Annotated in this window: 27 protein-coding genes, 2 tRNA genes and 1 pseudogene; 19 read left to right on the top strand and 11 right to left on the bottom strand. The window is 46.3% G+C overall.

All coding sequences use genetic code 11. From position 1 onward, the window contains the following. Positions 1-120: 120 nt before the first annotated feature. Genes lepA through nagZ form a run of 8 tightly spaced genes read left to right on the top strand, consistent with a single transcriptional unit; the run spans position 121 to position 7,507 of the window. Positions 121-1,926, top strand: coding sequence for a translation elongation factor 4 (gene lepA, locus ICN37_RS11025; protein ID WP_216157505.1), 1,806 nt, complete (start codon positions 121-123; stop codon positions 1,924-1,926). Next, positions 1,926-2,732: a signal peptidase I gene (lepB, locus tag ICN37_RS11020; RefSeq protein ID WP_072583135.1), complete on the top strand. Its 807-nt coding sequence runs from the start codon at positions 1,926-1,928 to the stop codon at positions 2,730-2,732. The genes lepA and lepB overlap by 1 nt, the downstream gene beginning before the upstream one ends. Positions 2,733-2,737: 5 nt before the next feature. After that, a complete protein-coding gene (rnc, locus tag ICN37_RS11015) occupies positions 2,738-3,529 on the top strand; it encodes a ribonuclease III (protein ID WP_215321595.1) in 792 nt (263 codons plus the stop codon). A 44-nt stretch (positions 3,530-3,573) separates the two neighbouring features. Further along, positions 3,574-4,467 carry a GTPase Era gene (era, locus tag ICN37_RS11010; RefSeq protein WP_216860974.1) on the top strand — a complete coding sequence of 298 codons (894 nt, stop codon included), beginning with the start codon at positions 3,574-3,576 and terminating at the stop codon, positions 4,465-4,467. A gap of 5 nt (positions 4,468-4,472) precedes the next feature. Beyond that, a complete protein-coding gene (gene recO / locus ICN37_RS11005; protein WP_215321597.1) occupies positions 4,473-5,207 on the top strand; it encodes a DNA repair protein RecO in 735 nt (244 codons plus the stop codon). Between the two features lie 12 nt (positions 5,208-5,219). Continuing rightward, entirely contained in the window at positions 5,220-5,963 is a 744-nt protein-coding gene (pdxJ, locus tag ICN37_RS11000) for a pyridoxine 5'-phosphate synthase (protein WP_072583131.1), read from the top strand. 41 nt (positions 5,964-6,004) lie between these two features. Further along, the gene (gene acpS / locus ICN37_RS10995) at positions 6,005-6,397 is read left to right on the top strand and encodes a holo-ACP synthase (RefSeq protein ID WP_216157499.1); all 393 of its coding nucleotides are present in this window, start codon (positions 6,005-6,007) and stop codon (positions 6,395-6,397) included. 30 nt (positions 6,398-6,427) lie between these two features. Continuing rightward, entirely contained in the window at positions 6,428-7,507 is a 1,080-nt protein-coding gene (gene nagZ / locus ICN37_RS10990; RefSeq protein WP_216157496.1) for a beta-N-acetylhexosaminidase, read from the top strand. Between the two features lie 67 nt (positions 7,508-7,574). Here the strand turns inward: nagZ and efp are convergent, their stop codons facing one another. Next, positions 7,575-8,135, bottom strand: coding sequence for an elongation factor P (efp, locus tag ICN37_RS10985; protein ID WP_072583128.1), 561 nt, complete (start codon positions 8,133-8,135; stop codon positions 7,575-7,577). 87 nt (positions 8,136-8,222) lie between these two features. After that, positions 8,223-9,293, bottom strand: coding sequence for an elongation factor P maturation arginine rhamnosyltransferase EarP (gene earP / locus ICN37_RS10980; RefSeq protein WP_216157494.1), 1,071 nt, complete (start codon positions 9,291-9,293; stop codon positions 8,223-8,225). Between earP and uvrC the strand changes: the two genes are divergently transcribed. From uvrC to ICN37_RS10955, 5 genes are all read left to right on the top strand, one after another. Next, the gene (gene uvrC / locus ICN37_RS10975) at positions 9,292-11,202 is read left to right on the top strand and encodes an excinuclease ABC subunit UvrC (protein ID WP_215321602.1); all 1,911 of its coding nucleotides are present in this window, start codon (positions 9,292-9,294) and stop codon (positions 11,200-11,202) included. The two genes, earP and uvrC, sit on opposite strands and share 2 nt — an antisense overlap. Before the next feature lie 33 nt (positions 11,203-11,235). Then, the gene (gene pgsA, locus ICN37_RS10970) at positions 11,236-11,811 is read left to right on the top strand and encodes a CDP-diacylglycerol--glycerol-3-phosphate 3-phosphatidyltransferase (protein ID WP_216157492.1); all 576 of its coding nucleotides are present in this window, start codon (positions 11,236-11,238) and stop codon (positions 11,809-11,811) included. A 116-nt stretch (positions 11,812-11,927) separates the two neighbouring features. Next, a tRNA-Gly gene (locus tag ICN37_RS10965) sits at positions 11,928-12,003 on the top strand. 49 nt (positions 12,004-12,052) lie between these two features. Continuing rightward, a tRNA-Cys gene (locus ICN37_RS10960) sits at positions 12,053-12,126 on the top strand. Between the two features lie 85 nt (positions 12,127-12,211). Next, positions 12,212-12,673, top strand: coding sequence for a hypothetical protein (locus ICN37_RS10955; protein WP_215321604.1), 462 nt, complete (start codon positions 12,212-12,214; stop codon positions 12,671-12,673). Between the two features lie 75 nt (positions 12,674-12,748). On the opposite strand, the gene lexA is transcribed toward ICN37_RS10955, so the two are convergent. Beyond that, positions 12,749-13,468: a transcriptional repressor LexA gene (gene lexA / locus ICN37_RS10950; RefSeq protein ID WP_216157489.1), complete on the bottom strand. Its 720-nt coding sequence runs from the start codon at positions 13,466-13,468 to the stop codon at positions 12,749-12,751. Between the two features lie 59 nt (positions 13,469-13,527). On the opposite strand from lexA, the gene ICN37_RS10945 reads away from it, so the two are divergent. The 6 genes from ICN37_RS10945 (at position 13,528) to dnaB (ending at position 18,738) form a co-directional block, all read left to right on the top strand. After that, positions 13,528-14,604 carry an asparaginase gene (locus tag ICN37_RS10945; protein WP_216157486.1) on the top strand — a complete coding sequence of 359 codons (1,077 nt, stop codon included), beginning with the start codon at positions 13,528-13,530 and terminating at the stop codon, positions 14,602-14,604. Between the two features lie 134 nt (positions 14,605-14,738). Next, a complete protein-coding gene (gene rpsF, locus ICN37_RS10940; RefSeq protein WP_072583121.1) occupies positions 14,739-15,113 on the top strand; it encodes a 30S ribosomal protein S6 in 375 nt (124 codons plus the stop codon). A gap of 59 nt (positions 15,114-15,172) precedes the next feature. Continuing rightward, positions 15,173-15,466, top strand: a complete 294-nt coding sequence (priB, locus tag ICN37_RS10935) for a primosomal replication protein N (RefSeq protein WP_215321607.1) — start codon at positions 15,173-15,175, stop codon at positions 15,464-15,466. 13 nt (positions 15,467-15,479) lie between these two features. After that, positions 15,480-15,752, top strand: coding sequence for a 30S ribosomal protein S18 (rpsR, locus tag ICN37_RS10930; RefSeq protein WP_011902267.1), 273 nt, complete (start codon positions 15,480-15,482; stop codon positions 15,750-15,752). A gap of 13 nt (positions 15,753-15,765) precedes the next feature. Then, positions 15,766-16,218 carry a 50S ribosomal protein L9 gene (gene rplI, locus ICN37_RS10925; protein ID WP_072583119.1) on the top strand — a complete coding sequence of 151 codons (453 nt, stop codon included), beginning with the start codon at positions 15,766-15,768 and terminating at the stop codon, positions 16,216-16,218. A 24-nt stretch (positions 16,219-16,242) separates the two neighbouring features. Further along, complete coding sequence (gene dnaB, locus ICN37_RS10920; RefSeq protein ID WP_370623842.1) at positions 16,243-18,738, top strand: replicative DNA helicase; 2,496 nt, start codon at positions 16,243-16,245, stop codon at positions 18,736-18,738. Between the two features lie 110 nt (positions 18,739-18,848). Here dnaB and ICN37_RS10915 read toward each other — a convergent pair whose 3' ends face one another. From ICN37_RS10915 to ICN37_RS10880, 8 genes and pseudogenes are all read right to left on the bottom strand, one after another. Further along, positions 18,849-19,115 carry a hypothetical protein gene (locus ICN37_RS10915; RefSeq protein ID WP_215321608.1) on the bottom strand — a complete coding sequence of 89 codons (267 nt, stop codon included), beginning with the start codon at positions 19,113-19,115 and terminating at the stop codon, positions 18,849-18,851. Positions 19,116-19,233: 118 nt separating this feature from the next. After that, positions 19,234-19,617 (bottom strand): annotated as a pseudogene (locus tag ICN37_RS10910) (C40 family peptidase); the annotation flags it as partial. A 124-nt stretch (positions 19,618-19,741) separates the two neighbouring features. Beyond that, positions 19,742-21,403, bottom strand: a complete 1,662-nt coding sequence (locus ICN37_RS10905; RefSeq protein WP_215321610.1) for a PhoH family protein — start codon at positions 21,401-21,403, stop codon at positions 19,742-19,744. Between the two features lie 232 nt (positions 21,404-21,635). Beyond that, positions 21,636-22,103 (bottom strand): peroxiredoxin, encoded by a 468-nt coding sequence (locus ICN37_RS10900; protein ID WP_216157480.1) that lies wholly within the window; start codon positions 22,101-22,103, stop codon positions 21,636-21,638. Positions 22,104-22,135: 32 nt separating this feature from the next. Continuing rightward, positions 22,136-23,053, bottom strand: coding sequence for a polysaccharide deacetylase family protein (locus tag ICN37_RS10895; protein WP_215321612.1), 918 nt, complete (start codon positions 23,051-23,053; stop codon positions 22,136-22,138). A 22-nt stretch (positions 23,054-23,075) separates the two neighbouring features. After that, a complete protein-coding gene (locus ICN37_RS10890) occupies positions 23,076-24,122 on the bottom strand; it encodes a bifunctional UDP-4-keto-pentose/UDP-xylose synthase (RefSeq protein WP_215321613.1) in 1,047 nt (348 codons plus the stop codon). Between the two features lie 47 nt (positions 24,123-24,169). Next, entirely contained in the window at positions 24,170-25,039 is an 870-nt protein-coding gene (locus ICN37_RS10885; RefSeq protein WP_215321614.1) for a formyltransferase, read from the bottom strand. Beyond that, positions 25,040-26,002 carry a glycosyltransferase gene (locus ICN37_RS10880; RefSeq protein ID WP_216157478.1) on the bottom strand — a complete coding sequence of 321 codons (963 nt, stop codon included), beginning with the start codon at positions 26,000-26,002 and terminating at the stop codon, positions 25,040-25,042. Positions 26,003-26,032: the final 30 nt, after the last annotated feature.

Here is a 26,032-nt window from a genome sequence, read left to right as displayed (position 1 = left end):
AAAAAGGGGTTTGGCGCCTTTTAGGCGCCACCCATTACAATCACTTTAAGACGACTTTTTGCAGCGCATCATCGTGGTGCGTTCTGACAAGGCGTTTTTTGAATGACCTATTAAGACGCTATGGATTTAATCCGCAATTTTTCTATCATCGCCCATATCGATCACGGCAAATCGACGCTTGCTGATCGCATTATTCAGCTCTGCGGCGGCCTCTCCGACCGTGAAATGGAAGCCCAAGTTCTAGACTCAATGGATATTGAGCGTGAGCGCGGCATCACCATTAAGGCGCAAACCGCAGCTTTAAATTACAAAGCCAAAGACGGCAAAATTTACCACATCAACCTGATTGACACACCGGGACACGTTGACTTCTCTTATGAGGTTAGTCGCTCTTTGTCTGCCTGTGAAGGTGCTTTGTTAGTCGTAGATGCCAGTCAAGGTGTTGAGGCGCAAACCGTTGCCAACTGTTACATGGCGCTTGAGTTGGGCGTTGAGGTTGTACCAGTACTGAATAAGATTGACTTGCCGCAAGCTGATCCTGAGCGCGCTAAAAAAGAAATTGAAGATGTCATTGGTATTGATGCTTCTGAAGCGGTTACTTGCTCAGCCAAGACTGGCTTGGGCGTTGCGGACGTGATCGAAGAAATGATCGCCAGGGTGCCGCCGCCAAAGGGTAATGCAGAAGATCCATTGCAAGCCTTGATTATTGACTCCTGGTTTGACAACTACGTAGGCGTAGTCATGTTGGTGCGTGTTGTGAATGGCACTTTAAAACCAAAAGAAAAAATTACCTTGATGGCCAATGGTTCAAGCCATTTAGTCGAGCATGTAGGTGTCTTTAGCCCAAAGTCAGTAGATCGTCCAGAGTTATCTGCCGGTCAAGTGGGCTTCGTGATTGCTGGCATTAAAGAATTAAAAGCCGCCAAGGTTGGCGACACCGTGACACATACTACTGGGCAGCAAGGGCGCGTTCCTGCGGCCGAGCCACTTCCTGGTTTTAAAGAAGTGAAGCCCCAAGTTTTTGCTGGCCTATATCCAGTAGAAGCGAGTGAATACGATCAGTTGCGCGAGTCCCTTGAAAAGCTCAAGCTAAATGACGCCTCACTCTTGTATGAGCCAGAGGTATCTCAGGCTTTAGGTTTTGGATTCCGCTGCGGCTTCTTAGGTTTGCTCCACATGGAGATTGTGCAAGAGCGTTTGGAGCGTCAGTACGGCATGAATCTCATCACGACCGCTCCAACGGTGGTGTATCAAGTAGAGCAATCTGACGGCACGCTCATGATGGTGGATAACCCTTCGAAGATGCCTGAGGCCAGCAAGATCAATACCATTCTTGAGCCTATCGTGACCGTTAATTTATACATGCCGCAAGAGTATGTAGGAGCGATGATTACCTTGTGTGTTGGTAAGCGTGGTATTCAGATGGACATGAACTACTTAGGTCGTCAGGTCAAACTCACTTATGAGTTGCCGATGGCCGAGATTGTTTTGGACTTCTTTGACAAAATGAAATCCATCTCACGCGGATATGCCTCAATGGATTACGAGTTCAAAGAATATCGCCCGGCAGACGTAGTTAAGGTCGACATCCTCATTAATAGTGAGCGGGTTGATGCCCTCTCAGTGATTGTTCATAGAAGCAATAGCCAACATCGTGGGCGCGAAGTAGTTGCCAAGATGCGCGGCATTATTCCTCGTCAAATGTTTGATGTAGCGATTCAGGCGGCAATTGGTAGCAATATCGTTGCGCGTGAAAACGTCAAAGCTTTGCGTAAAAACGTTTTGGCTAAGTGCTACGGTGGTGACATTTCCCGTAAGCGTAAGTTATTAGAGAAGCAAAAAGAAGGTAAGAAGCGTATGAAGCAAGTCGGTAACGTAGAAATTCCACAAGAAGCCTTTTTGGCCATTCTGCAGGTGGAGGATTAATGAACTTTGCTTTAGTCCTTTTTATCTTGGTGATTGTTTCTGGAATCGCTTGGGTTGCTGACAAATTACACTTTGCCCCGCAAAGACGTTTGGTTGGTATTGACCGTATGCCTTTGTGGCTTGAATACACAGCAGGTTTCTTCCCAGTAATTTGTGCCGTATTTGTATTACGCTCTTTTATCGCTGAGCCTTTTAAGATTCCTTCTGGCTCAATGATCCCTACATTGCAAATCGGCGACTTCATTTTGGTTAATAAATTTACCTATGGAATTCGTTTACCGGTGCTCAATCAAAAAGTCGTTGACTTGGGCTCACCCAAACGCGGTGATGTTGTTGTGTTTCGCTATCCACGTGATGAATCGGTGGATTACATCAAGCGCATAGTGGCCTTGCCAGGTGACGAAATCACTTATGAAAATAAGCGTCTGACTATTAATGGTCAGCCTCTGCAATATAGCGGTGGCGAGCCGTATCTCGATCCTGAGAATATGCGCTATGCCAAACGTTTCACAGAGACTTTCCCAGCAGACTTGGGCGGTAATCGTCATGACATCTTGAATGACCCTGATCGTCCGGCTACTGTATTTCCGACTGAGCGTTTTCCGGGTTCTGAGTTCTGCCAGTACCAGCAGTCTGGCGTGACTTGCAAAGTACCTCCAGGGCATTACTTCGCGATGGGCGATAACCGTGACAACAGTGCAGACTCACGTTATTGGGGCTTTGTACCGGATAAAAACATTGTCGGTAAGGCCTTCTTTGTGTGGTTGAACCTGGGTAATCTTGGCCGCATTGGCGGATTCGAGTAAATATCATGAATGCGCGCGCCGTTATCGAAACTGGGCCGCTACAAGAGCGCCTCGGCTATACCTTCAAGAAGCCAGAGCTACTAAATCAAGCCTTGACTCATCGCAGTCATAGCAAGAAAAATAACGAGCGCTTAGAGTTTCTGGGCGACTCTATTCTGAATTGTGTCGTTGCTGAAATGCTCTATGAGCGTTATTCGGACTTAGATGAGGGCGATCTTTCTCGCGTACGTGCAAACTTAGTAAAGCAACAAGCTTTATATGAAATTGCCCAAACATTATCCTTGTCGGATTACTTGCGCCTGGGCGAAGGTGAGTTGAAGAGCGGTGGCTTCCGTCGCCCCTCTATTCTTGCTGATACCTTAGAGGCAGTGACTGGCGCAATCTTTATGGATGGTGGTTTTGAAGCGGCTAAGGCCAGCTTACGTAAGCTGTATTCCATTATCTTGGCAAACGTAGACCCTAAAACCTTAGGTAAGGATGACAAAACTTTATTGCAAGAATGCTTGCAAGGCTATCAATTGCCATTGCCGACCTATAACGTTACCGGCACTACTGGTGCTGCACACAACCAGCAGTTTGAGGTGGAGTGCTTGATCCCTAGTCATAAAGTGGCGGTCAAAGGTGAGGGTGCTTCGCGTCGTGCTGCTGAACAAGCGGCAGCAAAGTTAGCTTTGATTGCTATGCTTAAGGCTTTACCGCAAGAATCTCGCAAACCCAAGAAAACTCGGTCGGCCAAGAAGAAAGCGGCCAAAAAAGAAGCAACCGAAGAGCAGTTCAATCTTAAGCTGAAGGGCTAATCGTGTTTAGATGCGGCACCATCGCCATTGTTGGGCGTCCTAATATGGGTAAATCAACTCTTCTGAATGCGTTGGTTGGTCAGAAGATCAGCATTACTTCTCGTAAAGCGCAAACGACACGTCACCGTATATTGGGTATTCAGAATCGCGAAGAAGCGCAGTTTATCTTTATCGATACCCCAGGCTTTCAGACCCGTTTAATGAATACCTTAAACAAAGCGTTGAACCGCACTGTCACTACAGCTTTGCAAGATGTAAACGTAGCGTGCTTTGTGGTTGAGGCTGGATACTTTGGTGAAGACGATAAGAAGGTATTGAAGCTGCTGCCAGATGACTTGCCGGTTGTTCTGGTTCTGAATAAATTAGATCTGTTTAACAGTCGCTTTCAGACTCCATCAGAGCGTGACCAAGCTCTCCTTAGCTTCATTAAAGACATGGCTCGCCCTTGGTGCGAACTAGGTGGCCATGAAGACCAGAAGTGTGAGTTTTCTGAGATAGTACCGATGAGCGCCAAGAGTCCTGGCGATATTGAAAGATTGTTAGATGTCCTTGAGGGCTACCTGCCTGAGGCTGCGGCTGTCTATGATGGCGATACTATTACCGATCGCAGCGAGCGCTTCTTAGCTGCTGAGATTCTGCGTGAAAAAGTATTCCGCTTTACTGGCGAAGAACTGCCATACACCAGCACGGTAGTAATAGACCAGTTCAAGATGGATGGCAAGATGCGTCGGATTGCGGCAACTATTTTGGTTGATCGTGACAGTCACAAGGCAATGATCATTGGTCAAAAGGGTGAGCGTCTCAAGAAGATTTCAACTGATGCCCGCATCGATATGGAAAAGCTCTTTGACGGCAAAGTCTTTTTAGAGACTTGGGTGAAGGTTAAACGTGGCTGGGCAGATGATCGAGCTGAATTGCGGGCTCAAGGTCTGGAATAAGTTTCATGGCCTCGATTCGCATTGCTGACGAGCCTGCTTTTGTATTGCATAGCATTCCCTATAAAGAGACTAGCTTAATTCTGGATGTCTTTACTCGGCAATATGGCCGCATGGCTTTAATTGCTAAAGGTGCCAAGCGTCCACACTCAACCTTAAGACCTGTTCTACAGCGCTTCCAGCCATTATTAGTTTCTTGGAGTGGTAAATCAGAGCTCCGCACTTTAACGAAGTCAGAGTGGGTGGGGGGTATGCCTTCTTTGGTTGGCGATGCTTTGCTCTGCGGCTTCTATCTAAATGAATTGCTCGTCAAGTTTTTAGCGCGCGAAGATGATTATGAAAAACTCTACGATCGCTATTCTGAGACTATTAATGCTTTATCGAATCTGGAGTTTGAGTCTAAAGGCTTAGAAGAGATTTTGCGTCCGTTTGAGTTATCACTCTTGCAGGAGACGGGGTATGCAGCCGCCTTAGATCGCTGCGTTGAAACAAATGAAGTACCTCTAGCTCAAGAGCAATATGTCTATCAACCAGAGCGAGGGGTACGCCCTGTTCAGGCCGATGATCCTGGGCACTGGCCTGTTCTTACTGGTAAATCCCTTTTGGCGATTGCAGCGGGGGATTTCTCAGACCCTGAGACTCTTTCTGAGAGTAAGCAATTAATGCGTTTTCTTCTTGGCCTGCACTTGCAGGATCAGGTATTGACGACTCGCCAAATTTTGATTGATCTGAAGAAAATCTAGTAATCTACAGAGATGAGCAGCCATCCAAGCCTTGAACTAGGTATCAATATCGATCACGTCGCCACTTTGCGTAATGCACGAGGCACCATCTACCCTGATCCGTTAAGAGCGGCAACGTTGGCTGAGGAGGCGGGTGCAGATCTCATTACGTTACATCTGCGCGAAGATCGTCGCCATATTAAAGATGCCGATTTATTGGCACTTCGCCCACTCATCAAAACCCGTATGAATTTAGAGTGTGCGGTAACGCCTGAGATGATTGATATTGCGTGCCAAGTAAAGCCGCACGACGTCTGTTTAGTCCCAGAGAAACGTGAAGAAGTTACTACTGAAGGTGGTTTGGATGTCTTAGGGCATTTTGAGGCGGTGAGGGCTGCCACAAAAAAATTAGTTGATGCTGGTATTCGGGTATCTCTATTCATTGATCCAGAAGAAAAACAAATTCAAGCGGCCAAAGAAGTTGGTGCAACTGTAGTGGAATTACATACCGGTCGTTACGCGGATTTATCTGGAGCTGATCAGGCGGTAGAGCTTGAGCGTATTCGTAAGGCGGCGATATTTGGAAAAAGTATTGGCCTGAGAGTCAATGCGGGCCATGGTTTGCATGAGGGTAATGTCAAACCAGTAGCAGCCATTGTTGAATTATCCGAGCTCAATATTGGCCATGCCATTGTTGCTGAGGCTTTGTTCAAAGGGTGGCAAAAAGCAATCATCGATATGAAAGCCTTGATGGATCAGGGCAGAGCCAGTGCTTAAGTATTAATAACGGCAAATAACAAAAAGCCATTACAGTAAATATGATCATCGGCATAGGCACAGACATTCTGCAGATTGAGCGCTTACAAGCGGCTTACGATCGCACTAATGGCCGCTTAGCTGAAAAAATTCTGGGGCCAGACGAGATGCTGGTATTTCAGCATCGCCTTGCCAGAAACCATAAGCGGGGCATTGCGTTCTTGGCCACACGCTTTGCAGCCAAGGAGGCCTTCTCAAAAGCGATTGGCTTGGGAATGAGAATGCCTATGACTTGGCGTTCACTCCAAACCCTAAATGAGCCTAGTGGCAAACCAATTACTTCTTACTTAGGAGCTTTGGCGCTATTTATGATAGAAAAAAATTGGGAAGCTCACGTTACTGTGAGTGATGAAAAAGATATGGCAATTGCGCATGTCATCGTTACTCAAATGTAAATAAAAAATACAGTTTAATCAGAGGAAGAAATGAGTAAGTCAACCATGGCCCCCGGCCCAGTCACTCTGGATGTAGTTGGTCTGGAATTAAATGCCGAGGATCGTCGACGCATCTTGCATCCCCTGACTGGTGGCGTTATTTTATTTGGTAGAAACTTTACTAATCGCCAGCAGCTCACTAAATTAACTGCTGCTATTAAGAAGCTGCGCCCTGATGTGCTTATATCCATTGATCATGAGGGTGGTCGAGTACAGCGCGCAAGAACAGACGGCTTTACCCACTTACCAGCTATGCGTAAATTGGGTGAATTGTGGAGCGCTAAAAATAAATCAACTCATGCCGCAGAATCTGCTGCTATCGCAATGGCTGCAGCAACAGCTTGCGGATATGTGCTCGCTGCTGAATTGCGTGCTTGTGGCGTTGACTTCAGTTTTACACCAGTGCTCGATTTAGATTTTGGTCGCAGCGGTGTGATTGGTGATCGATCTTTTGGTCGCGATCCACAAATAGTCTTTGCTTTGTCGAAGAGTCTGAATGAAGGCTTACGTCTTGCCGGCATGGCCAACTGCGGTAAACACTTTCCAGGACATGGCTGGGCTGAGGCAGATTCACACGTGGCCATCCCGGTAGATGAGCGCCCCTTAAAGGAAATTTTGAATGATGATGCTAAGCCGTATGAGTGGTTGGATTTGAGTTTGGCATCAGTCATGCCTGCCCATGTGATTTATCCAAAAGTGGATAAGAACCCAGCAGGATTTTCAAAGATTTGGCTTCACTCCATTCTGCGTCAAGAGTTGGGTTTTGAAGGCGTGATCTTCAGCGACGACCTATCCATGGAAGGTGCAAGCGTTGCAGGATCGGTAGTGAAGGGTGCAGAAATGGCGCTAGAGGCTGGTTGCGATGCGGTATTAATCTGCAATCGCCCAGACCTTGCAGATCAGCTATTAAGTAAGCTAAAGGTATCAAAAGCTAAGCAGGAAGAGTCAAAAGCGCGTTTAAATAAGTTAATGCCGACAGCGCTTGCATTGGGTTGGGATGAATTGCAGAACGAGGCTCAGTACCAGCACGCTAAAGGCCTGCTTGTGCAGTTAGGTTTGATTGCTGAGTAAGTTAAATTCATTTGTAGAAATAAAAAAGCCCGGCATGCCGGGCTTTTTAACATCTGTAGCTAGCTAATTAGTTAGCGCGGCTACGGTATTCACCGGTGCGAGTATCGATCTCGATCTTGTCACCGGTATTGCAGAATAGGGGAACTTGTAATTCATAACCAGTTGCCAATTTTGCATTCTTCAATACCTTGCCTGAGCTGGTATCGCCTTTAACTGCTGGCTCTGTGTAAATGATTTCACGAACCAATGAGTTAGGCATTGCTACTGAGAGCGCTTTACCTTCGTAGAATACTACTTCACACGGCATGCTTTCTTCGAGGTAGTTCAATGCATCACCCATGAACTCAGCTTCAACTTCGTACTGGTTGTATTCAGTATCCATAAATACATACATTGGATCTGCGAAATAAGAATAAGTGCATTCTTTCTTATCGAGAATCACAACATCAAATTTGTCATCCGCTTTGTAAACACCTTCGTTTGGCGCGCCGGTTAACAAATTCTTAAATTTCATTTTTACAACAGAGGAGTTGCGGCCAGAGCGGCTATATTCGGCCTTTAAAACGACCTGGGCATCGGTGCCGATCATCACTACGTTACCAACGCGGAGTTCTTGTGCTGTTTTCATCTTGCTATTCCTGGGGGCAGAGCTAATTTTCTGCGGTTTTTATCAAAAACAAGATTGTAACCGCCCGCAAGCCTTTATTGCTTGGGATTAGGCGACAAAGCGGATTAAACGCGCTGGCAAGCCGCCATCTGCTTGTTTTCCAAGTAAATGGGTGCGCCAATGCTCGGCATGCGCATTCCAGCTGTTTAAGTCCTTAAACCATTCGCTGGGCGTTGCCCAAGTCATGGCGGCTATCGTAGCTAGCCTCAACCCTTGGCTAGCCTCTTCCAGGTAGAGGTCCAGAAAAGCTGCTAATTTCACTTCATGGGCGCGGTCTTCTTGGGGATAGATATGCCAAATAAATGGTTTGCCAGCAAGTTGCGCCCGAACAAAAGAATCTTCTCCCCGCACAATATTGAAGTCGCATTGCGATAGTACCCAGTCATATTCATCCTGAGATACAAATGGCATCGAGAGCAGTTGGATATTGGTGGATAGAGAGATTGGGTGCTCTCCATAAAGACTTAATTGTTCGGCATGACCATGGGCAAGCAAGACATCAACATCTTCACCAAGATGTCCTAAGTCAACTAGCCATTTTTTCAGAGGAGCGCCGGGATAGCAAAAGATGCTGATTCGTTTTGCGCCAGGACGCAATTTAGACCATACGGTCTTCAGATCGCCAGGAATATTTTTTGCCACAATATGACCTTCTGGCGGAATGGGGTCTAGCAATAGCCCACCCACCTCATCCTGGAAGCCGGGAAAGAAAAAATATTTCGGAATACCGTGTGACTGAGGTGACGCTTTGCCATGAAAATCAATTACCCAGGGCTCTGCGCTCAAGTATTCCAAGTTAATAATGATGGGTTTGACCGGGGCGATAAAAAGGCCCACCAAGTAACGTTCTGGCAGTTCGCAACCAAAAGCCTCAATCACAACGTCGGGTATTTGTACTGGATGACGGGCATTAGCATGGCTGGCCTCCCATGGCTGTATATCGATTTTTTGCTTAATGGACGGCTCTACTCCTGATGCGAGTAAATTAAGGGTTGGCAGATCATCGCAAAAAATACGGACCCCTTGCCTATGAATGCTTGATAAGCTTCGGGCTAGACGCCAGCAAACACCGGCATCACCATAGTTATCGACGATTTGGCAGAAAATATCCCAACGCATGAGTAATTCGCTTTTCGAAACCCTTCAGCAGGATGTTAAACGGCTACCCGGATTACCGGGGGTATATCGCTTTTTTGATGAAGCGGGACATATTCTGTATGTAGGCAAAGCGCGCAACCTCAAAAAGCGTGTCTCTAGTTATTTCCAGCGTACCCAGTTATCACCGCGTATCGAACTAATGGTGGGCAAAATTGCCCGCTATGAGACAACGGTAACACGGACTGAAACGGAAGCCCTCATTTTAGAGAACAATCTCATTAAAGAGTTGGCTCCTCCATTCAATATTTTGTTTCGTGATGACAAGTCTTATCCCTATGTGATGTTAACGGGGCATCAGTTCCCAAGGCTGGCCTCGTATCGTGGAAAAGTGGATAAGCGCAATCATTACTTTGGACCATTTCCGAATAGCTGGGCAGTACGCAATAGTGTGCAGATTCTTCAAAAAGTATTCCGCTTAAGAACTTGTGAGGATTCTGTTTTCAAGAATCGCAGTCGTCCTTGCCTCTTACATCAGATTCATCGCTGCAGCGCTCCTTGCGTTGGCCGTCTGAGTATTGAACAGTATGGGCAGGATGTTGCCCAAGCAACTCGATTTTTAGAGGGTGATCACAGCCGAGTGTTATCCGAACTCGAAAAAGAAATGCACAAGCATAGCGAAGCAATGGAGTTTGAGATGGCTGCGGTATTGCGAGATCGTATCGCTGACTTATCTAGCGTGCTACAACAACAGTCGATGGATACCGTTGCCGAGGGTGAGGGTGATGTAGATGTGATCGCTGTAGCACAAATGGAGGGTATGGTTTGCGTGAACTTAGCAATGATTCGTGGCGGCCGTCACTTGGGTGATAGAGCCTATTTCCCTAAAGGTTTGCGCTCCACCTCTGGTGAGCTGCCATCCCCCGCGGAGATATTGGAAGCCTTTATTACTCAGCATTATTTAGAAGAGCATGTGGATGCAACTGCCGCCAATTTAATTCCACCAGTACTAGTTTTAAATCATCCCCTTCAATCCGCAAGCGATGACCTGACTCAACTCAATGAATCTCCCCCTGAAGATTTGCACGAGTTATTAAATGCACAAGCTGGCAGAAAAATTACTTTCTTGCATCAACCCCAAGGTCAAAGACGTCACTGGCTTGGGATGGCAGAGGGTAATGCGAAGATTGCACTCACTAAACGCTTAGTTGAGACGGGTGGGCAGTTGGCTAGGGCACGTGCATTGGCTGATATCTTGAGTCTCGAATTGGAGAGTCTTGAGCAGTTGCGCATCGAATGTTTTGATATTAGCCACACCTCTGGTGAAGCAACCCAAGCATCTTGTGTGGTGTATACCAAGAACGCGATGCAGTCGAGTGAGTATCGACGCTTCAATATTAATGACATTACACCAGGTGATGATTACGCAGCTATGCGCCAGGTCTTGCAGAGACGCTATGCTAACTTTCAAGAGTTACCTGTTGAAAAAATTCCTCAAGTGATTTTGATTGATGGCGGCAAAGGCCAGGTAGAGATGGCAAGACAAGTGCTTTCTGAATTTGGCATGGATGTGGGTTTAATTGTGGGCGTTGCTAAGGGTGAAGGTCGTAAGGTTGGACTGGAAACCCTCATTTTTGCGGATGGACGCAAGTCTTTGGAATTGGGTATTGATAGCGCGGCATTGCTATTAGTCGCCCAGATACGAGATGAGGCCCACCGGTTTGCCATTACTGGCATGCGCGCTAAGCGTGCCAAGGCTAGGACAATCTCCCGTTTAGAGGAGATTGAGGGCATTGGCGCCAAGCGTCGTCAAAAGTTGTTGGCTCGTTTTGGTGGCTTAAAGGGCGTCTCCAATGCCAGCATCGAAGAGATCGCCGGTGTTGAAGGCGTCTCTTTAACGCTCGCTGAACAGATATATCGTCAGCTTCACTAGGAGCATTGACCGTTCTTGGTTTATGCTTATCTAATGCCTTTTAATCTACCGATCGCCCTGACCTGGTTGCGTGTTGCAGCGATTCCGCTGTTGGTAGCTATTTTTTATCTTCCCAATTCTTGGCTTACTCCGTTTGATAAGAATCTGATTGCTGCAATCATCTTTATCTCTGCCGCCATTACCGATTGGTTGGATGGTTTCTTAGCGCGCCGTTTAAAACAAGAATCTGCATTTGGTCAGTTCTTGGATCCTGTGGCAGATAAGCTTATTGTTGCTGCCGCTTTATTGGTTTTATTAAACATGGATCGCGTCCAAGTTTGGGTTGCACTCATCATTATTGGTCGTGAAATCACAATCTCCGCCCTGAGGGAGTGGATGGCTTTATTAGGGGCCGGAAAAAGTGTGGCAGTTCATATGGTTGGCAAGCTCAAAACGACTGCTCAACTCATCGCCATTCCCTTTTTATTGCTGAATGACACCTTATTTGGTTGGTTAAATTGTGCGCAAGTGGGTACCTGGTTAATTTGGATTGCCTCATTTTTAACTCTTTGGTCGATGTTCTATTACATGAAAAAGGCCTTGCCTCAGCTCGTTGGAAAAATCGACTAAGCGTTATAAAGCCCAGCCAGTTAAGCCTTTCAGGGAGATTGAGTTCCCCTGGCTTTAAGGTTTTGTGAGGAATAATGCTTTCTTGAAGATTGTTTGTTAAACTACTGCCCTGTTATGCGGGAATAGCTCAGCTGGTAGAGCGATACCTTGCCAAGGTATAGGTCGGGAGTTCGAACCTCCTTTCCCGCTCCAAGTTCGATGGGAAGCCCTCAAAAGCTTCCCATTTTTGATTCAAGAGTATGGCGCGTTGGCCGAGTGGTTAGGCAGGAGCCTGCAAAGCTTCGTACGGGGGTTCGATTCCCTCACGCGCCTCCAGTAATTTCGCTTGACGAAATAGGTAGAGCACCTAAAATACTTTCAGCATCTATAAGAAAGTCGCATCAATTCTGTAAAGCGAAAAATGATCAAACTTCACACCCTTAAAATCAGCGCTCTTACTTTGTTCCTGTCGGTATTGTTAGGAGCATGCGCTAGCTCTGGCGATTCGCCAACAGGTACCCCTCAGGAAGTTCAAGAAGTTCAGGCTCAGTTGTTGGGCGATATGCCTTTGCCGGCAGCCTCAAAAATTATTGGCGCGGATTCATTAATTATTGGCCGTGGTGATAACTGGGTCGGTCGTGTAGTTTTATCTGGTGTGCAAACGCCCACTGATATTTATGCATTTTTCCAATCTGAATATCCACGCGCTGGCTGGACAACTGTGAGCGCAGTGAAAACAAAAACGAGCATCTTGGTATTCACCAAAGGTGATCGTACTGCTACAGTGGAACTCAATGAAGGGTCATTAACTGGACCAAAGACATTGATCACGATTACTTCTTCACCAAAGAACGCTAACGTAGTGGCGCCCAGTAAGAAGTAAATCAAAAATACCGCTCTTCACGGCAGTAAATAAAAAGGCCTCTACTCAGAGGCCTTTTCTTATATGCAACTTTGCTTACAGGCCTTCAGCCCTAATTAAGCCAACCGCTTGTCCTTCTATAGCAAAGTTGGGCTGACGATCATCTACCAAAATGTTTTTGAAGTCTGGGTTCTCTGCTTGTAATTCGATGAACATGCCATTCGCAGTTTTCTTTTGTTGCCAACGCTTCACAGTCACCTCATCATCTAAGCGAGCGACAACGATGTCACCATTACGAACTTCGGTTGTCTTTCTTACTGCCAAGTAATCGCCATCTAAGATGCCGGCATCGCGCATGCTCATACCTTTTACTTTTAATAGGTAATCAGCGCCTTTACTAAATAAATTTGGATCCACTGGAACATGTTTTTCAATATGTTCCACAGCCATGATTGGGGATCCAGCTGCAACGCGACCAATTAATGGCAATGTGAGTTGTTGTAATGCGCCTGACGGTAAAGAAAGCTGGCGGTATTTATTGCTGTTGTGCGATTGATTAAATCGTTGCGGAATCCGAATGCCGCGTGAAGTACCGGGCGTTAATTCGATATAACCTTTTTTAGCAAGCGCGCGCAAATGTTCTTCAGCGGCATTGGCAGAAGCAAATCCGAGTTGGGTAGCTATTTCTGCACGAGTGGGCGGCAGGCCGCTTTCATCGATGGCCTTAGTAATCAACTCCAAAATCTCATTCTGACGTGGAGTGAGCTTGGGGAGGGCAGTCAGCTCCTCTGGAAAATCGACTGTGTTTATGTCCATACTGGGATTGTATACAGCAGTATTTGATAGATCAAGCTATTTCAGGGGGATAATGGGGTATGAGTTCACTACAAAACACCTCTGAAGCTGCCCCCCAAATCCTTGTTTTGGGTATGGGTGGCACGATTGCCGGTTTGGCACCGAGCCCAGCTGACAATCCTATGCAATATGAAGCTGGCCAGGTCGAAGTCGCCTCCTTGCTTACCCATATTCAGTCTGCCGTTCCTGAGGGCATCAGCTTGGTTTCTAGGCAGATTGCCAACATCAATAGTCGCAATCTGACAGAGTCCTTATTGACCTTACTGGGTGAGGTTGTAAGAGAGGCCCTGGCTAATACCTTGGTTAAAGGGATAGTGGTCACTCACGGAACTGACACGATTGAAGAGGCAGGCGTCTTTTTACAGCTGACTTGCGGAAAATATGCTCAAAATTTAGGCAAAAGAGTCATCTTGACTGGCGCTATGTTGCCGTCCAATGCCCCTAAGGCAGATGGCCCATCCAACTTGCTGGACGCCATTCGTTGGGCATCTACTCCGATAGATAACTGCCCGGGCGGTATTTATGCCGTTATGGATGGCAGAGGTTGTTTGGCTATGGATCTGGCAAAACGCCACGGTAGTGCCCTCAATGCACCTATCCAAGCCTCTCCTAGCAGCTCAGTTGGGTTGATTAATCCATCCTGGCTATCCGGCGTGAAGGCTGTTCAAGCTCTCTGGACTGAAGATTTGCCGATTCCAAAGGAAAACGAGTGGCCTTGGGTTGAAATCTTAACTAGCCATGCTGGCGCCCGTTCAGAGACGATTACCCATTGGTTGAACTCTAAGGTAAAGGGCTTGGTCCTTGCTGGATCTGGCATGGGAGGCTTTCATGATGCCTGGAGAGATTCGCTGGTTGCGGCAGTAAAACATGGCATTGCTTTGGTGCGAACCACCAGAACTGGCGCAGGGGAAACCTTGCCTGATCTTCCTGAAAAGGACATTGCCGGATGTCTGGCGGCAGGCAGTCTTTCTGCACCCAGAGCTAGGATTGCCCTTCAACTTTCTCTGAATGCCGAAAAACAAGCTCAGCCCACAGGTAAATCCCTGACTTGGCAGGATTTTTTTGCTAGAATAGCAATCTTGCCAGTAATACGGTAAGTGCTGAAAAGCAGTTTTAAAAGTGTTGTTAGCAGTACCTACAATTTGTTACTACCTTGTCACACTGGCGCTGAGTTCACAACCATCAGAACTTAGCAAGACGCCCAGGTGACTCTATCCTTAAGGAGTGTTAGATGCGTCATTATGAAATCGTCTTTATCGTCCATCCGGACCAAAGCGAGCAAGTGCCAGCGATGATCGATCGTTACAAAGCTACATTAGCAGCTGCGGGCGGCAAAATTCATCGTATGGAAGACTGGGGTCGTCGTCAGATGGCTTACATGATCGACAAGCTTGCTAAAGCCCACTACGTTTGCATGAACATTGAGTGCGACCAGAAAACTCTGGAAGAGCTCGAGCATGCGTTCAAATTTAACGATGCTGTTTTGCGTCACCTCATCATCAAGACTAAGAAAGCTGAAACAGAGCCTTCCATCATGATGAAAGAAGTGCAACGTGAAGAAGCGCGTAAATCTGCTCAAGCCGACGCTCCTGTAGCGACAGCCTAAGTTAGAAATTTGAAGAGGAATACACAGACTAGAAAACGTATCAGAGAAGCGGAGCGGCGTTGAATCATTTCACCCTCACTGCGATCTTGGTATCTAAAGACGCGATTCGATTTACACCAGCAGGAATACCGGTGATGCATTGCCAGCTAGAACATAGCGGCCAAGCAAACGAGGTAGGAGTGGCAAGGAAAATTCAGATGAACGTTGAAGCCATCACAATCGGTCCGATACAAAAGGACTTAGAGCGAATGGATTTAGGGGCTGAGGCAGTGTTTGAGGGATTCTTAGCACCCAAGACTCTACGTAATCAAAGACTTGTTTTCCATATTACCCATATTCAATTGAAAAATTAAAGAGGAAATCATCATGGCGTTTGGAAAGAAACCCGATTTCAAAAAGAAACCAGCTCAGAACCCATTGTTCAAGCGTAAGCGTTATTGCCGTTTCACTGTTGCTGGCGTAGAACAGATTGACTACAAAGATGTAGATACATTGAAGGACTTCATTGGCGAAAACGCCAAGATCACTCCTGCTCGTTTGACAGGCACAAAAGCAAAGTATCAGCGTCAGTTAGACACTGCTATCAAGCGTGCTCGTTACTTGGCTTTATTGCCATTCTCCGATCAACATAAGAAATAATTGGGAGCCCTCAATGCAAATCATTCTTTTAGAAAAAGTAACTAACCTGGGCAACCTTGGCGACGTAGTTCGCGTTAAAGACGGTTTCGCTCGTAACTTTTTAATCCCACAACGCAAAGCCCGTCGTGCAACTGAAGCAGCAATTGCTGATTTTGCAGTTCGTCGTGCTGAGTTGGAAAAATTGGCTGCTGAGAAATTGGCTGCTGCTGAAGTAGTTGGCGCAAAGCTTAAGGACTTGGTTCTCGAAATTGGTCAAAAAGCGGGTGTTGACGGTCGTTTGTTTGGTTCTGTAACCAATCATGACATCGCTGATGCTTTGAAAGCTAAAGGCTTCACAATTGAGAAGTCTTCAGTACGCATGCCTACTGGCCCATTGAAAATGGTTGGTGATCACCCTGTAGCGGTTGCTGTTCATACCGACGTAGTTGCAGACATCACTATTCGTGTAGTTGGCGAGCAAGCTTAAGTTTTAGAACTGTAAATAAGCCACATGGCTGAATCCCGTTCACGTTCCGTTACGCTGAATCCCGGCATGATGGGTTCTGGGGATGCAGTCGTGCAGGCTTTAAAAGTCCCGCCGCATTCTGTAGAAGCCGAGCAATCACTGCTCGGCGGTCTACTGATCGATAACTCTTCTTGGGATAACCTGGGTGGAGTATTAAACGATAAAGATTTCTATCGCCCCGAACATGCTTTGATCTACAAGGCAATTGCTCGTTTGGTTGGCGACAATCATCCCGCTGACGTCATTACTGTTCATGATGCAATTAAATCTGAACAGGGTGGTGATTTGGTTGGTATTGATTACCTAAATTCATTGGCGCAAAACACTCCCAGTGCAGCGAACATTAAAGGCTATGCCGATATTGTTCGTGACCGCAGTATTTTGCGTCGCTTGATTGAGGTTTCTGACAGCATTGTTAATTCAGCATTTGTTCCTGAGGGACGTACTGTTAGAACGCTGTTGGATGAAGCTGAGTCACGCATTCTTCAGATTGGCGAAGAAGGTAGTCGCAAAGCCGACTATCTAGAGATTGAACCTTTGCTGAAGGCTGTTGTTGCCCGCATTGATGAGCTCTATAACCGCCAAGGTGGAAGCGACATCACCGGTATTGCAACTGGCTTCATAGATTTAGATAAGCAAACTAGCGGCCTGCAAAAAGGTGACTTAGTGATTGTTGCGGGTCGTCCTTCTATGGGTAAAGCTCAGCCTCTAGATGCAAAAGTGAAAACGGTTGATGGCTGGAAGTTGATGGGTGATTTGCGTTTTGGCGATCGCCTGGCTTCCGTTGATGGCCAGCATTCAATGGTTACCGGTATTTATCCGCAAGGCATGAAACAGATTTATAAAGTTACTTTTTCCGATGGTCGTCAAGCTGAGTGCTGTGATGAGCATCTCTGGCGGGTGATGTATCGCGATTGGTCCGAGCCACGCGTTATCAATACCACCCGATTAATGGAAATGCTGCAATGTGTTCGATATAAAAATAGATTGTGGATTGATCCTGTTTCGGGTGACTTTGGCCACTCAAATGCCTTACCAATTCATCCATGGGTATTGGGTGCATTGCTTGGCGATGGAACTTTGGCCCTATCTCATAGGAGTATTTCATTCTCCACTAAATCTCCAGAGTTGGTGGAGCGTATGAATTTGCTTGCGAACTATGAGATGGAGTTGGTGCATGCTAATGCTTATGACTGGAGATTGGTTTCGAAAGAAAGAATTGCCGCTAATGGTCAAAGAGCAGCTGTAAAGACAAATTATTTTAGAGCTGCTTTAGGTGAATTAGGCGTACTAGGTTGCAGAAGTTTTGATAAATATATTCCTGCTACTTATCTAGAGGCGAACAAGACTTCTCGTCTCGCATTATTCCAGGGATTGATGGATACCGATGGGTGGATTGAGAAGTGGGGTTCTATTCGTTTCTGTACGGCGAGTAAGCAATTGTCTGAAGACGTTGCGGCTTTAGCCAGGTCTTTGGGTGGCTTTTGCTCAACAGCACAGAAAAAATCAAGCTACACCTACAAGGGTGAAAAGAAGCAAGGCCGCTTATCTTATGTTTTAAATATGAGTTTTGGTCCCGGTTTTCAAGCTTTTACTCTGCCCGAAAAGACTGAAAGATTAAGAGCAAGTTGGGATCGCCAACGTAGACTTTCATTCAAGAGTATTGAGCCGTCTAGGATGTCTGAAGCGCAATGTATTTCAGTAAGCCATCCTCAAAGAACTTACGTAACGAATGATTATGTCGTTACTCACAACACTGCATTTGCCTTGAATATTGCTGAGAACGTTGCATTGGCAGAAGGTTTGCCTGTTGTGGTTTTCTCCATGGAGATGTCGGGCGAACAATTGGCTGCCCGTTTATTGGGTTCGGTAGGGCGCGTAGACCAGAGTCGCATGCGTACCGGTAAGTTGCAAGATGATGAGTGGCCGCGTGTCACTGATGCCATTGCACGTTTAAGTAATACCCAAATTTTGATTGATGAGACCGGCTCTTTATCTAGCTTAGAGTTGCGCGCACGCGCACGCCGTATCGCCAGAAACTTTGGTGGTACTCTTGGTTTGGTAGTGATTGATTACTTGCAGTTGATGAGTGGCTCCGGTTCTGAAAACCGCGCAACCGAGATTTCAGAAATCTCCCGCTCCCTCAAGTCTCTTGCAAAAGAACTGCAGTGTCCTGTAGTTGCGCTATCACAGTTAAATCGTGGTCTTGAGCAACGCCCTAATAAGCGTCCAATCATGTCAGACTTGCGTGAGTCAGGCGCTATCGAGCAAGATGCCGACTTAATTATGTTCATCTATCGTGATGAGGTTTATCACCCGGACACTACCACCGATAAAGGTATGGCTGAGATCATCATTGGTAAACAACGTAACGGTCCGATTGGAACTGTGCGCTTAAGTTGGCAAGGTCCATATACTAAGTTTGATAACTTGGCGATGGGCTCTGTTGGTTATTCATCTGGTGGTTATGAGCCTTTCTAATGCTGAAGAAGTAAAAAGAATACGGAATAATAGATAAAGAAAAGCCTCACAGTGTGAGGCTTTTTTAATACAGAAAATTAGTCTGATCAAAACAGATTAAATAACTAACCTTATTTTCCGCCTTCACATTTTTTGATTGAGGCTGCTTTAGCCGCACCGTACAGTGGCTTGCCATCTTTGCTAATTGCTTTAGCTTCACAGTCATTTGCTTGAGCTCCGCCCATGCATTTTTTAATGGAAGCCTCTTTAGCTGCGCCATAGAGGGGTTTGCCTTCTTTGCTCACTGCTTTGGCTTCGCAAGCCGCTTGGTCAGCAAAAGCAGAAGTAGGGAGTGCAAAACTAAACGCAATACTTAAAGCGATGATGATTTTTTTCATAACATCTCCAATTATGAGTACTTCTTATCGTGGACTACTTAATTAAATACTGTAATCTAAATTAAGCCATTAGGAAACATGGGGAAAGTGCTATTAACCCTAAAGAATGTCAATATCAGGGCACCATACGACGTGTTTCAGTAAATTTAGCCGCCCAATAGGGTGCCGTAATGTAATCTAGGCGCACGGTTCCTCCAGCACTTGGGGCATGCACAAATCTGCCTTGACCAACATAGATTCCTGCATGGGAATATTTTTCACCGTTAGTGTTGAAGAACACTAAGTCTCCTGGAGCTGGTGGTTGACCTTCAATACTTACACCCTTAGCGCTCATCAATTGAATTGTGCGCGGTAGTTTGATCCCCGCCGCTTTGTTATAGACATAAACAATGAGGCCGCTACAGTCAAAACCGCCTTTGGGAGTATTGCCACCATATCGATAAGGAACATCGACTAGACCTACCGCTGCAATAGAAATGTCCTCTGTTCCAACACTGGTGTCTTGCTTGAATTGAGAAACTTTTGCGGCGTTTGGCTTACCGCTGAATGTGCTGCATCCACTTAGGATGAGTAAGCAACAAATAAAAATGCCGCACCCCAGGAGAGTGCGGCATGAGAAAGATTGCTTAAAGTGCGTCAGCAGCATGATCCGCAAGACGTGAGCGCTCACCACGCGCCAATGTCACATGACCACCATGACGCCAGCCTTTGAAGCGATCAACTACATAAGTCAAACCAGAAGAACCTTCTGTTAAGTAAGGTGTATCAATCTGGGCGATATTACCCAAGCAAATAATTTTGGTTCCAGGACCTGCACGAGTCACCAAAGTCTTCATTTGTTTAGGGGTGAGGTTTTGCGCTTCATCAATAATGACGAATTTACTCACAAAAGTTCTACCACGCATAAAGTTCATGCTCTTTACTTTAATGCGCGAACGAATTAACTCTTGAGTTGCGGCGCGACCCCATTCACCAGCGCCGCCATCTTCATTGCGCTGTAATACCTCAAGGTTATCGTCAAATGCACCCATCCAAGGTTGCATCTTTTCTTCTTCGGTGCCTGGAAGGAAGCCAATATCCTCACCCACAGGGACGGTGGCACGTGTAATGATGATCTCGTTATAGCGTTTGCTGTCGAGGACCTGCTCGAGGCCGGCAGCCAGTGCAAGCAAAGTTTTTCCGGTACCAGCCTGTCCCAATAGGGTCACAAAGTCTACATCTGGGTTCATGAGTAAATTCATGGCAAAGTTCTGCTCGCGGTTACGCGCAGTCACACTCCAAACATTATTTTTCTGATGAGAGAAGTCTCTGAGTGTTTGTAAGAGAGCGGTCTTCCCATTAATTTCTCTAACCTGTGCGTAGAAAGGCGTAGAGCCATCTGGATTTTCTTGATAGACAAACTGATTGACCAGCATGCTTTGTACGGATGGTCCGGTGACTCTATAGAACATGGTGCCAGATTTGGAGTCAGCCCAGCTTTCCATATCCTTGCCATGCTTAGGCCAGAAATCTGCATTCAGTTGCATGACTCCGGCATACATCAAGTCGCGATCTTCTAAAACTTGGTCATTGAAATAATCTTCAGCCGGTAAGCCAAGTGCGCGTGCCTTGATGCGCATATTGATATCTTTGGATACCAATACCACTTCTTGACCCTTACGAGTTTTTTGTAGCTCGCTGACTACTGCCAAAATCAGGTTGTCACCTTTACCTTCGGGCAAACCCTCCGGTAATGCTTGCGTAGAGAATTTGGTTTGGAAGAAGAGGCGACCGGTGACATCTTGGTTGCCCAACTTGTTCAGGGGAATGCCCTCATCTAGAGTGCCGCTTGTTCCGGCAATCAGTTGGTCCAAGGATCTGCTGACAGTGCGGGCATTACGAGCTACCTCGGTCATGCCCTTCTTGTGGTTATCCAGCTCTTCTAGAGTCGTCATCGGTAAATAAAGGTCGTGCTCTGAGAAGCGGAATAGGGAGCTTGGATCGTGCATCAATACGTTGGTATCGAGAACAAATAAGCTTGGTGGTCCAGTTCGAATCACGCGTTTAGGTTTTGCGGGTGTAGACGCCTTACTTTCGTTTCGCACATTAGAGGTGGGGCGATGATCCGCTTTGATCTTTTCGAGAGCTACTTCTGCAGCAGATAAATCTTCCTCTGCGTCATTAGTCCAATCAACGGCTTCCACTACCACCGGTTTTGCTAGAGCGGGTCGTTTCTTTAAGTCGGGAGTATCTTTGCGACTGAGTTTGACTTGATCAGCAATTTGAGTGGGGATTGGGGGCAGTGGCATGGACTCTCCTAAAAGAAAAAACCGCCAAGCGGAGTGCGTTGACGGTTTATTACGAAACTAGTTGCAGTGATACTTGAAAAACGGAGGGGGTTGCTCCCCGTACCTGATCTGAGATATTCAGGTTTCTGATTCAAACGGATTGTCAGACTTTCCCGTCGTTTACGGTGCATATGAATCACTTTACCCCAAATTTTGGGGTTTGCAAGCACCTCTGATCAAATTATTGTAAAAATTATTTAGTGGCTTGGGCAGCTTGTAATACCTCTGTCACATGACCGGGAACCTTCAGGCCGCGCCACTCTTTTGCTAGCTTGCCAGTAGAGTCAAACAGGAAGGTGCTGCGCTCGACGCCACGGACTTGTTTGCCATACATATTCTTCATCTTCATAACGCCAAAAATCTGGCAAAGCTTTTCTTCCGTGTCAGCAACTAGCTCAAACGGGAGTTCTAGTTTGCTGCGGAAATTGTCATGTGACTTAAGGCTATCTCGTGAAACGCCTACGACCAGAGTATTGGCTTTGGTGAATGCTTCAATGTTGTCTCTGAACTCGCCGGACTCGGCAGTACATCCCGGAGTCATATCTTTAGGGTAAAAATAAAGAACCAATTTTTTACCTTTTGCAGAGGCAGGTGAAAACATCAATCCAGAGGTTGCTGGAATTGTGCACTGTGGCATAGGTTGACCGATGGCTACTGTCATGATGATCCTTCGTTGGTTGTTATCTCTGAGTTCTAGTTATTTTGAATGATTAAGTCGCCACTGCGATTGGGTATTTCTCCCCAGGTCAGCGGTAGTACAGCTATTTTATCGAGTTGCTTGGTGGCTTCCCAGGATTTATGAAGCTCGCCCATAGTGACGAGCTCATGACCTTGATTTAGCCATCCAGCTAGCAGCTGCTCGAACGCAGGCAATAGCTTTTGCCCCTCTAGTTCAGCGTGCAGTGTGAAGACTTGGTCATTTGGATTGCTTTGGGTGATTTCTAATAATTTTTTAACTGCGCCAAATTCATCTGCGCCATCGATGCCAATAAGTTCATCAAAGGTAGGGAGTGTGGTTGGGTACTGAACATGCTTTGCTTTTCCTGAAGGAAGTGCAAGGCGATAGGGCATGAGATTGGGTTCAGCTCTGCCATCAGAGGAATAGGCAATGCCCCATTGATCGAGTTGCTCAAAGGCGGCGGCGTTCATTTGCCATCCTGCAGCACCATAGGTCACTGGTGCATGACCAAAAATTTCTATAAAACGATCCCAGCTTTTTTGCATCATCGCTTTTGTCCAGGATGCATCTTGATTACGAACTGCATCTTGCCAGGCAACGTGATCCCACGTATGAATGCCCGTCTCATGACCTGCTTTATCAATGGCGCGCATTTCTGCGGCAGCTTTCTTGCCAATATCCGGTCCAGGAATGAGGACGCCATAGAGTAATGTCCTAATCCCATAGTGCTCCACAACAGAGGTACGGCTAACTTTTTTCAGAAAGCCTGGGCGAAAGACGCGCTTTAAGGCCCAGCCGGTGTGGTCAGGCCCAAGACTAAATAGAAAGGTGGCTTTCAGGCCAAAACGCTCAAGAGTACGAGCTAGATTCGGTACGCCTTCTTTGGTGCCGCGTAAGGTATCTACATCAACCTTGAGAGCTATCTTTGCCATGTACCTTTGAGTTTACTTTTGCTTATTCTTTGTCGACTAGGTGACGTGCTTTTTCTACGTCTCCACGATAGGCTTCAAAAATGTTCTTGAGCGCATCAGTCATCGTAGTGGTTGGCTTCCAACCCAATTCGCTCATCGTATTGTCAATTGCTGGAACACGATTTTGAACATCTTGATAGCCTTCACCGTAGTAAGCACCCGAAGTAGTTTCTACAATCTTCACTTCATTCGCATTCTTTGCGTACTCAGGAATGCTGCGAGCAATTTCCAACATTTGATTGGCTAGCTCACGAATAGAGTGATTGTTCTTTGGATTACCGATGTTATAAATCTTGCCATTAGCAATACCATCTTTGTTATCGATAATATGCATCAAAGCATCGATACCATCATCAATATAAGTAAAGGCACGTTTCTGTGCGCCACCATCAACAACGTTGATGGATTCGCCGCGAACGATATGACCTAAGAACTGAGTCACAACGCGGGATGAGCCTTCTTTTGGTGTGTAGATACTATCTAGACCAGGGCCAATCCAGTTAAATGGGCGGAAGAGTGTAAAGCGCAAGCCTTCCATGCCATAACCCCAGATCACGCGATCCATCAATTGTTTGGAACAAGCGTAGATCCAGCGCGGCTTGTTAATTGGGCCATAAACCATATTCGATTTGGTAGGATCAAATTCACCATCCTCACACATTCCATACACTTCAGAAGTTGATGGGAATACCAAATGCTTTTTGTATTTGACTGCAGAGCGTACGATCGGTAAGTTGGCTTCAAAGTCGAGTTCAAATACTTTGAGTGGTTGTTGTACATAAGTTGCAGGCGTTGCAATCGCCACTAAAGGCAAGATGACGTCGCATTTGCGAATGTGATATTCAACCCATTCTTTATTGATGGTGATGTCACCTTCAAAGAAATGCATGCGTGGATGATTGATTAAATCACCAAGGCGATCGTTTTGCATATCCATGCCGTAGACATCCCAGTCGGTTGTCTCGAGAATGCGCTTGGAAAGGTGGTGACCAATAAAGCCGTTAACACCAAGAATGAGTACTTTTTTCATCTTTACTGCCTCGTTTTAATCTAATTTGCTATTGCTAAATTTTCTACTTATTTGCTTGCTGGGAACCATTCCAAAACTTCAACCGCTTGATGGTCGCCACAAATACCGAATACCCGATTATCAACCACTTGGATGCCGCAAACCCCAAGATTGAGCTTGTCTGGAAATGGCCGATTTAGGCTGGTACGCGCCACAATCATGGCCTTCCCCTCATGATCAGTAAAGGCGCCTGGATAAGGGGGTGCAACAGCCCTAACCAGGTCGTGAACCTGTTTGGCGGTCTGATTCCAATGAATTTGCCCGTCTGCAGGCTTTCGCCCTCCAAAATAGCTCCCTTTTTGGAGCTCATTTGCCTTGCGCGGAACAGTTCCCTTTAAAAGGCCGGGCAAGACTTGATCGATCACGCTGACGGCAGCCTGACTGACCTTAGCAAATACATCGGTAGCGGTCTCATCTGGGTCGATGCTGACGGCTGCTTGCCCAACAATATCTCCGGCATCGGGTTTTGCGTCCATGAAGTGTAAAGTTGCGCCGGTCTCCGTTTCGCCATGCAGAATTGCCCAATTAACTGGTGCGCGTCCGCGATATTTTGGAAGTAGTGAGCCATGCATATTGAGTGCGGCAATTTTGGCGCAATCCAAAATCTGCTCCGGAATCATGAAGCGATAGTAGAAAGAAAAAATATAGTCAGGAGCTAACGCTTGGAGCTTGGGAACTAAATCTATTAATTCATTAGCGCTTGGAGTAATGTAAGAAATATTTTTTTCTTGGCAAAGTTTTGCAACGCTCCCAAACCAAACATTCTCATTGGGATCATCCTGATGGGTTACTACGAGATCAACTTGTATGCCAGCATTGAGAAGTGCTTTGAGGCAGTTGACGCCAACATCGTGATAGGCAAAGACGACTGCGTGCAATTATTTTTTCTCTAAAACAGTTTGCACCACATAGCGGGGACGCTTGCGGATTTGCTGATAGATACGGCCAATATATTCACCTAAAAGACCGAGCCCAAAGAGCATTACACCAATCAGGAAGAAGGTTAGGGCGAATAGGGTAAATACCCCCTCAACCTCAGCACCCAGAAGGAAGCGACGCACTAGCAGGTAGACGAACAAGCTACCAGCCGCAAGTGATAGAAGCATGCCGAGTATTGAGAAAATCTGCAATGGCATGACAGAGAAGCCAGTGACTAAGTCAAAGTTCAGGCGAATCAATTGGTACAAACTGTATTTGGATTCACCCGCAAAACGCTCTTCGTGTTTGACAGTAATTTCGACTGGATTTGCAGAGAAGGTATATGCCAGTGCCGGGATAAATGTATTACTCTCATCGCATTGACGTACTAAGTCAACAATGCGACGGCTATAGCCACGCAACATACAACCTTGATCAGTCATCGTGATGCGCGTAATATTTTCGCGCAAGCGATTCATAACGCGTGAAGCGAATTTTCTGAAGAAACTATCGCGGCGATCGGCGCGAATAGTGCCTACGTAATCATGACCCTTTAATAGCTGCTCAGTTAAAGCATCAATTTCTTCGGGAGGATTTTGTAGGTCTGCATCCAGAGTAATGATGTGTTCGCCTTTGGCGTATTCAAAGCCAGCCATGATGGCCATATGTTGGCCAAAGTTGCTGTGAAATAAAACGGCACGGGTTACATCAGGACGTAACTCGACTTGCTTGGAAAGAATGCCAGCAGATCGATCTTTGCTACCGTCGTTAACAAATACAATCTCATAGGTGATCTTGCGTTTGGCAGACAGGACATCCAATGCCGGATAAAGGCGATCAAATAGAGCCTGAAGACCATCTTCCTCGTTGTAAACGGGAATAACGATGCTGAGTATTGGGTTGGCAACTAAATTTGCAGTCATGCTGCAATTTTGCCTGATTCTTTGGGTTTA

It is taken from the genome of Polynucleobacter sp. P1-05-14, assembly GCF_018881675.1.
Classification (GTDB): Bacteria; Pseudomonadota; Gammaproteobacteria; order Burkholderiales; family Burkholderiaceae; genus Polynucleobacter.
Note: the sequence above shows the minus strand (reverse complement) of the source record. Positions and strands in the feature narration are given on the sequence as shown.

Coding starts and splice junctions, on each gene's coding strand:
- recO (WP_215321597.1), top strand. CDS start 4,473: ATGGCCTCGATTCGCATTGCTGACGAGCCTGCTTTTGTATTGCATAGC.
- lexA (WP_216157489.1), bottom strand. CDS start 13,468: ATGGACATAAACACAGTCGATTTTCCAGAGGAGCTGACTGCCCTCCCC.
- rpsR (WP_011902267.1), top strand. CDS start 15,480: ATGGCGTTTGGAAAGAAACCCGATTTCAAAAAGAAACCAGCTCAGAAC.
- lepA (WP_216157505.1), top strand. CDS start 121: ATGGATTTAATCCGCAATTTTTCTATCATCGCCCATATCGATCACGGC.
- ICN37_RS10915 (WP_215321608.1), bottom strand. CDS start 19,115: ATGAAAAAAATCATCATCGCTTTAAGTATTGCGTTTAGTTTTGCACTC.
- pgsA (WP_216157492.1), top strand. CDS start 11,236: ATGCCTTTTAATCTACCGATCGCCCTGACCTGGTTGCGTGTTGCAGCG.
- ICN37_RS10945 (WP_216157486.1), top strand. CDS start 13,528: ATGAGTTCACTACAAAACACCTCTGAAGCTGCCCCCCAAATCCTTGTT.
- rnc (WP_215321595.1), top strand. CDS start 2,738: ATGAATGCGCGCGCCGTTATCGAAACTGGGCCGCTACAAGAGCGCCTC.
- earP (WP_216157494.1), bottom strand. CDS start 9,293: ATGCGTTGGGATATTTTCTGCCAAATCGTCGATAACTATGGTGATGCC.
- nagZ (WP_216157496.1), top strand. CDS start 6,428: ATGAGTAAGTCAACCATGGCCCCCGGCCCAGTCACTCTGGATGTAGTT.
- rpsF (WP_072583121.1), top strand. CDS start 14,739: ATGCGTCATTATGAAATCGTCTTTATCGTCCATCCGGACCAAAGCGAG.
- ICN37_RS10880 (WP_216157478.1), bottom strand. CDS start 26,002: ATGACTGCAAATTTAGTTGCCAACCCAATACTCAGCATCGTTATTCCC.
- era (WP_216860974.1), top strand. CDS start 3,574: ATGGGTAAATCAACTCTTCTGAATGCGTTGGTTGGTCAGAAGATCAGC.
- rplI (WP_072583119.1), top strand. CDS start 15,766: ATGCAAATCATTCTTTTAGAAAAAGTAACTAACCTGGGCAACCTTGGC.
- ICN37_RS10955 (WP_215321604.1), top strand. CDS start 12,212: ATGATCAAACTTCACACCCTTAAAATCAGCGCTCTTACTTTGTTCCTG.
- ICN37_RS10895 (WP_215321612.1), bottom strand. CDS start 23,053: ATGGCAAAGATAGCTCTCAAGGTTGATGTAGATACCTTACGCGGCACC.
- pdxJ (WP_072583131.1), top strand. CDS start 5,220: ATGAGCAGCCATCCAAGCCTTGAACTAGGTATCAATATCGATCACGTC.
- ICN37_RS10905 (WP_215321610.1), bottom strand. CDS start 21,403: ATGCCACTGCCCCCAATCCCCACTCAAATTGCTGATCAAGTCAAACTC.
- uvrC (WP_215321602.1), top strand. CDS start 9,292: ATGAGTAATTCGCTTTTCGAAACCCTTCAGCAGGATGTTAAACGGCTA.
- acpS (WP_216157499.1), top strand. CDS start 6,005: ATGATCATCGGCATAGGCACAGACATTCTGCAGATTGAGCGCTTACAA.
- lepB (WP_072583135.1), top strand. CDS start 1,926: ATGAACTTTGCTTTAGTCCTTTTTATCTTGGTGATTGTTTCTGGAATC.
- dnaB (WP_370623842.1), top strand. CDS start 16,243: ATGGCTGAATCCCGTTCACGTTCCGTTACGCTGAATCCCGGCATGATG.
- ICN37_RS10890 (WP_215321613.1), bottom strand. CDS start 24,122: ATGAAAAAAGTACTCATTCTTGGTGTTAACGGCTTTATTGGTCACCAC.
- efp (WP_072583128.1), bottom strand. CDS start 8,135: ATGAAAACAGCACAAGAACTCCGCGTTGGTAACGTAGTGATGATCGGC.
- ICN37_RS10900 (WP_216157480.1), bottom strand. CDS start 22,103: ATGACAGTAGCCATCGGTCAACCTATGCCACAGTGCACAATTCCAGCA.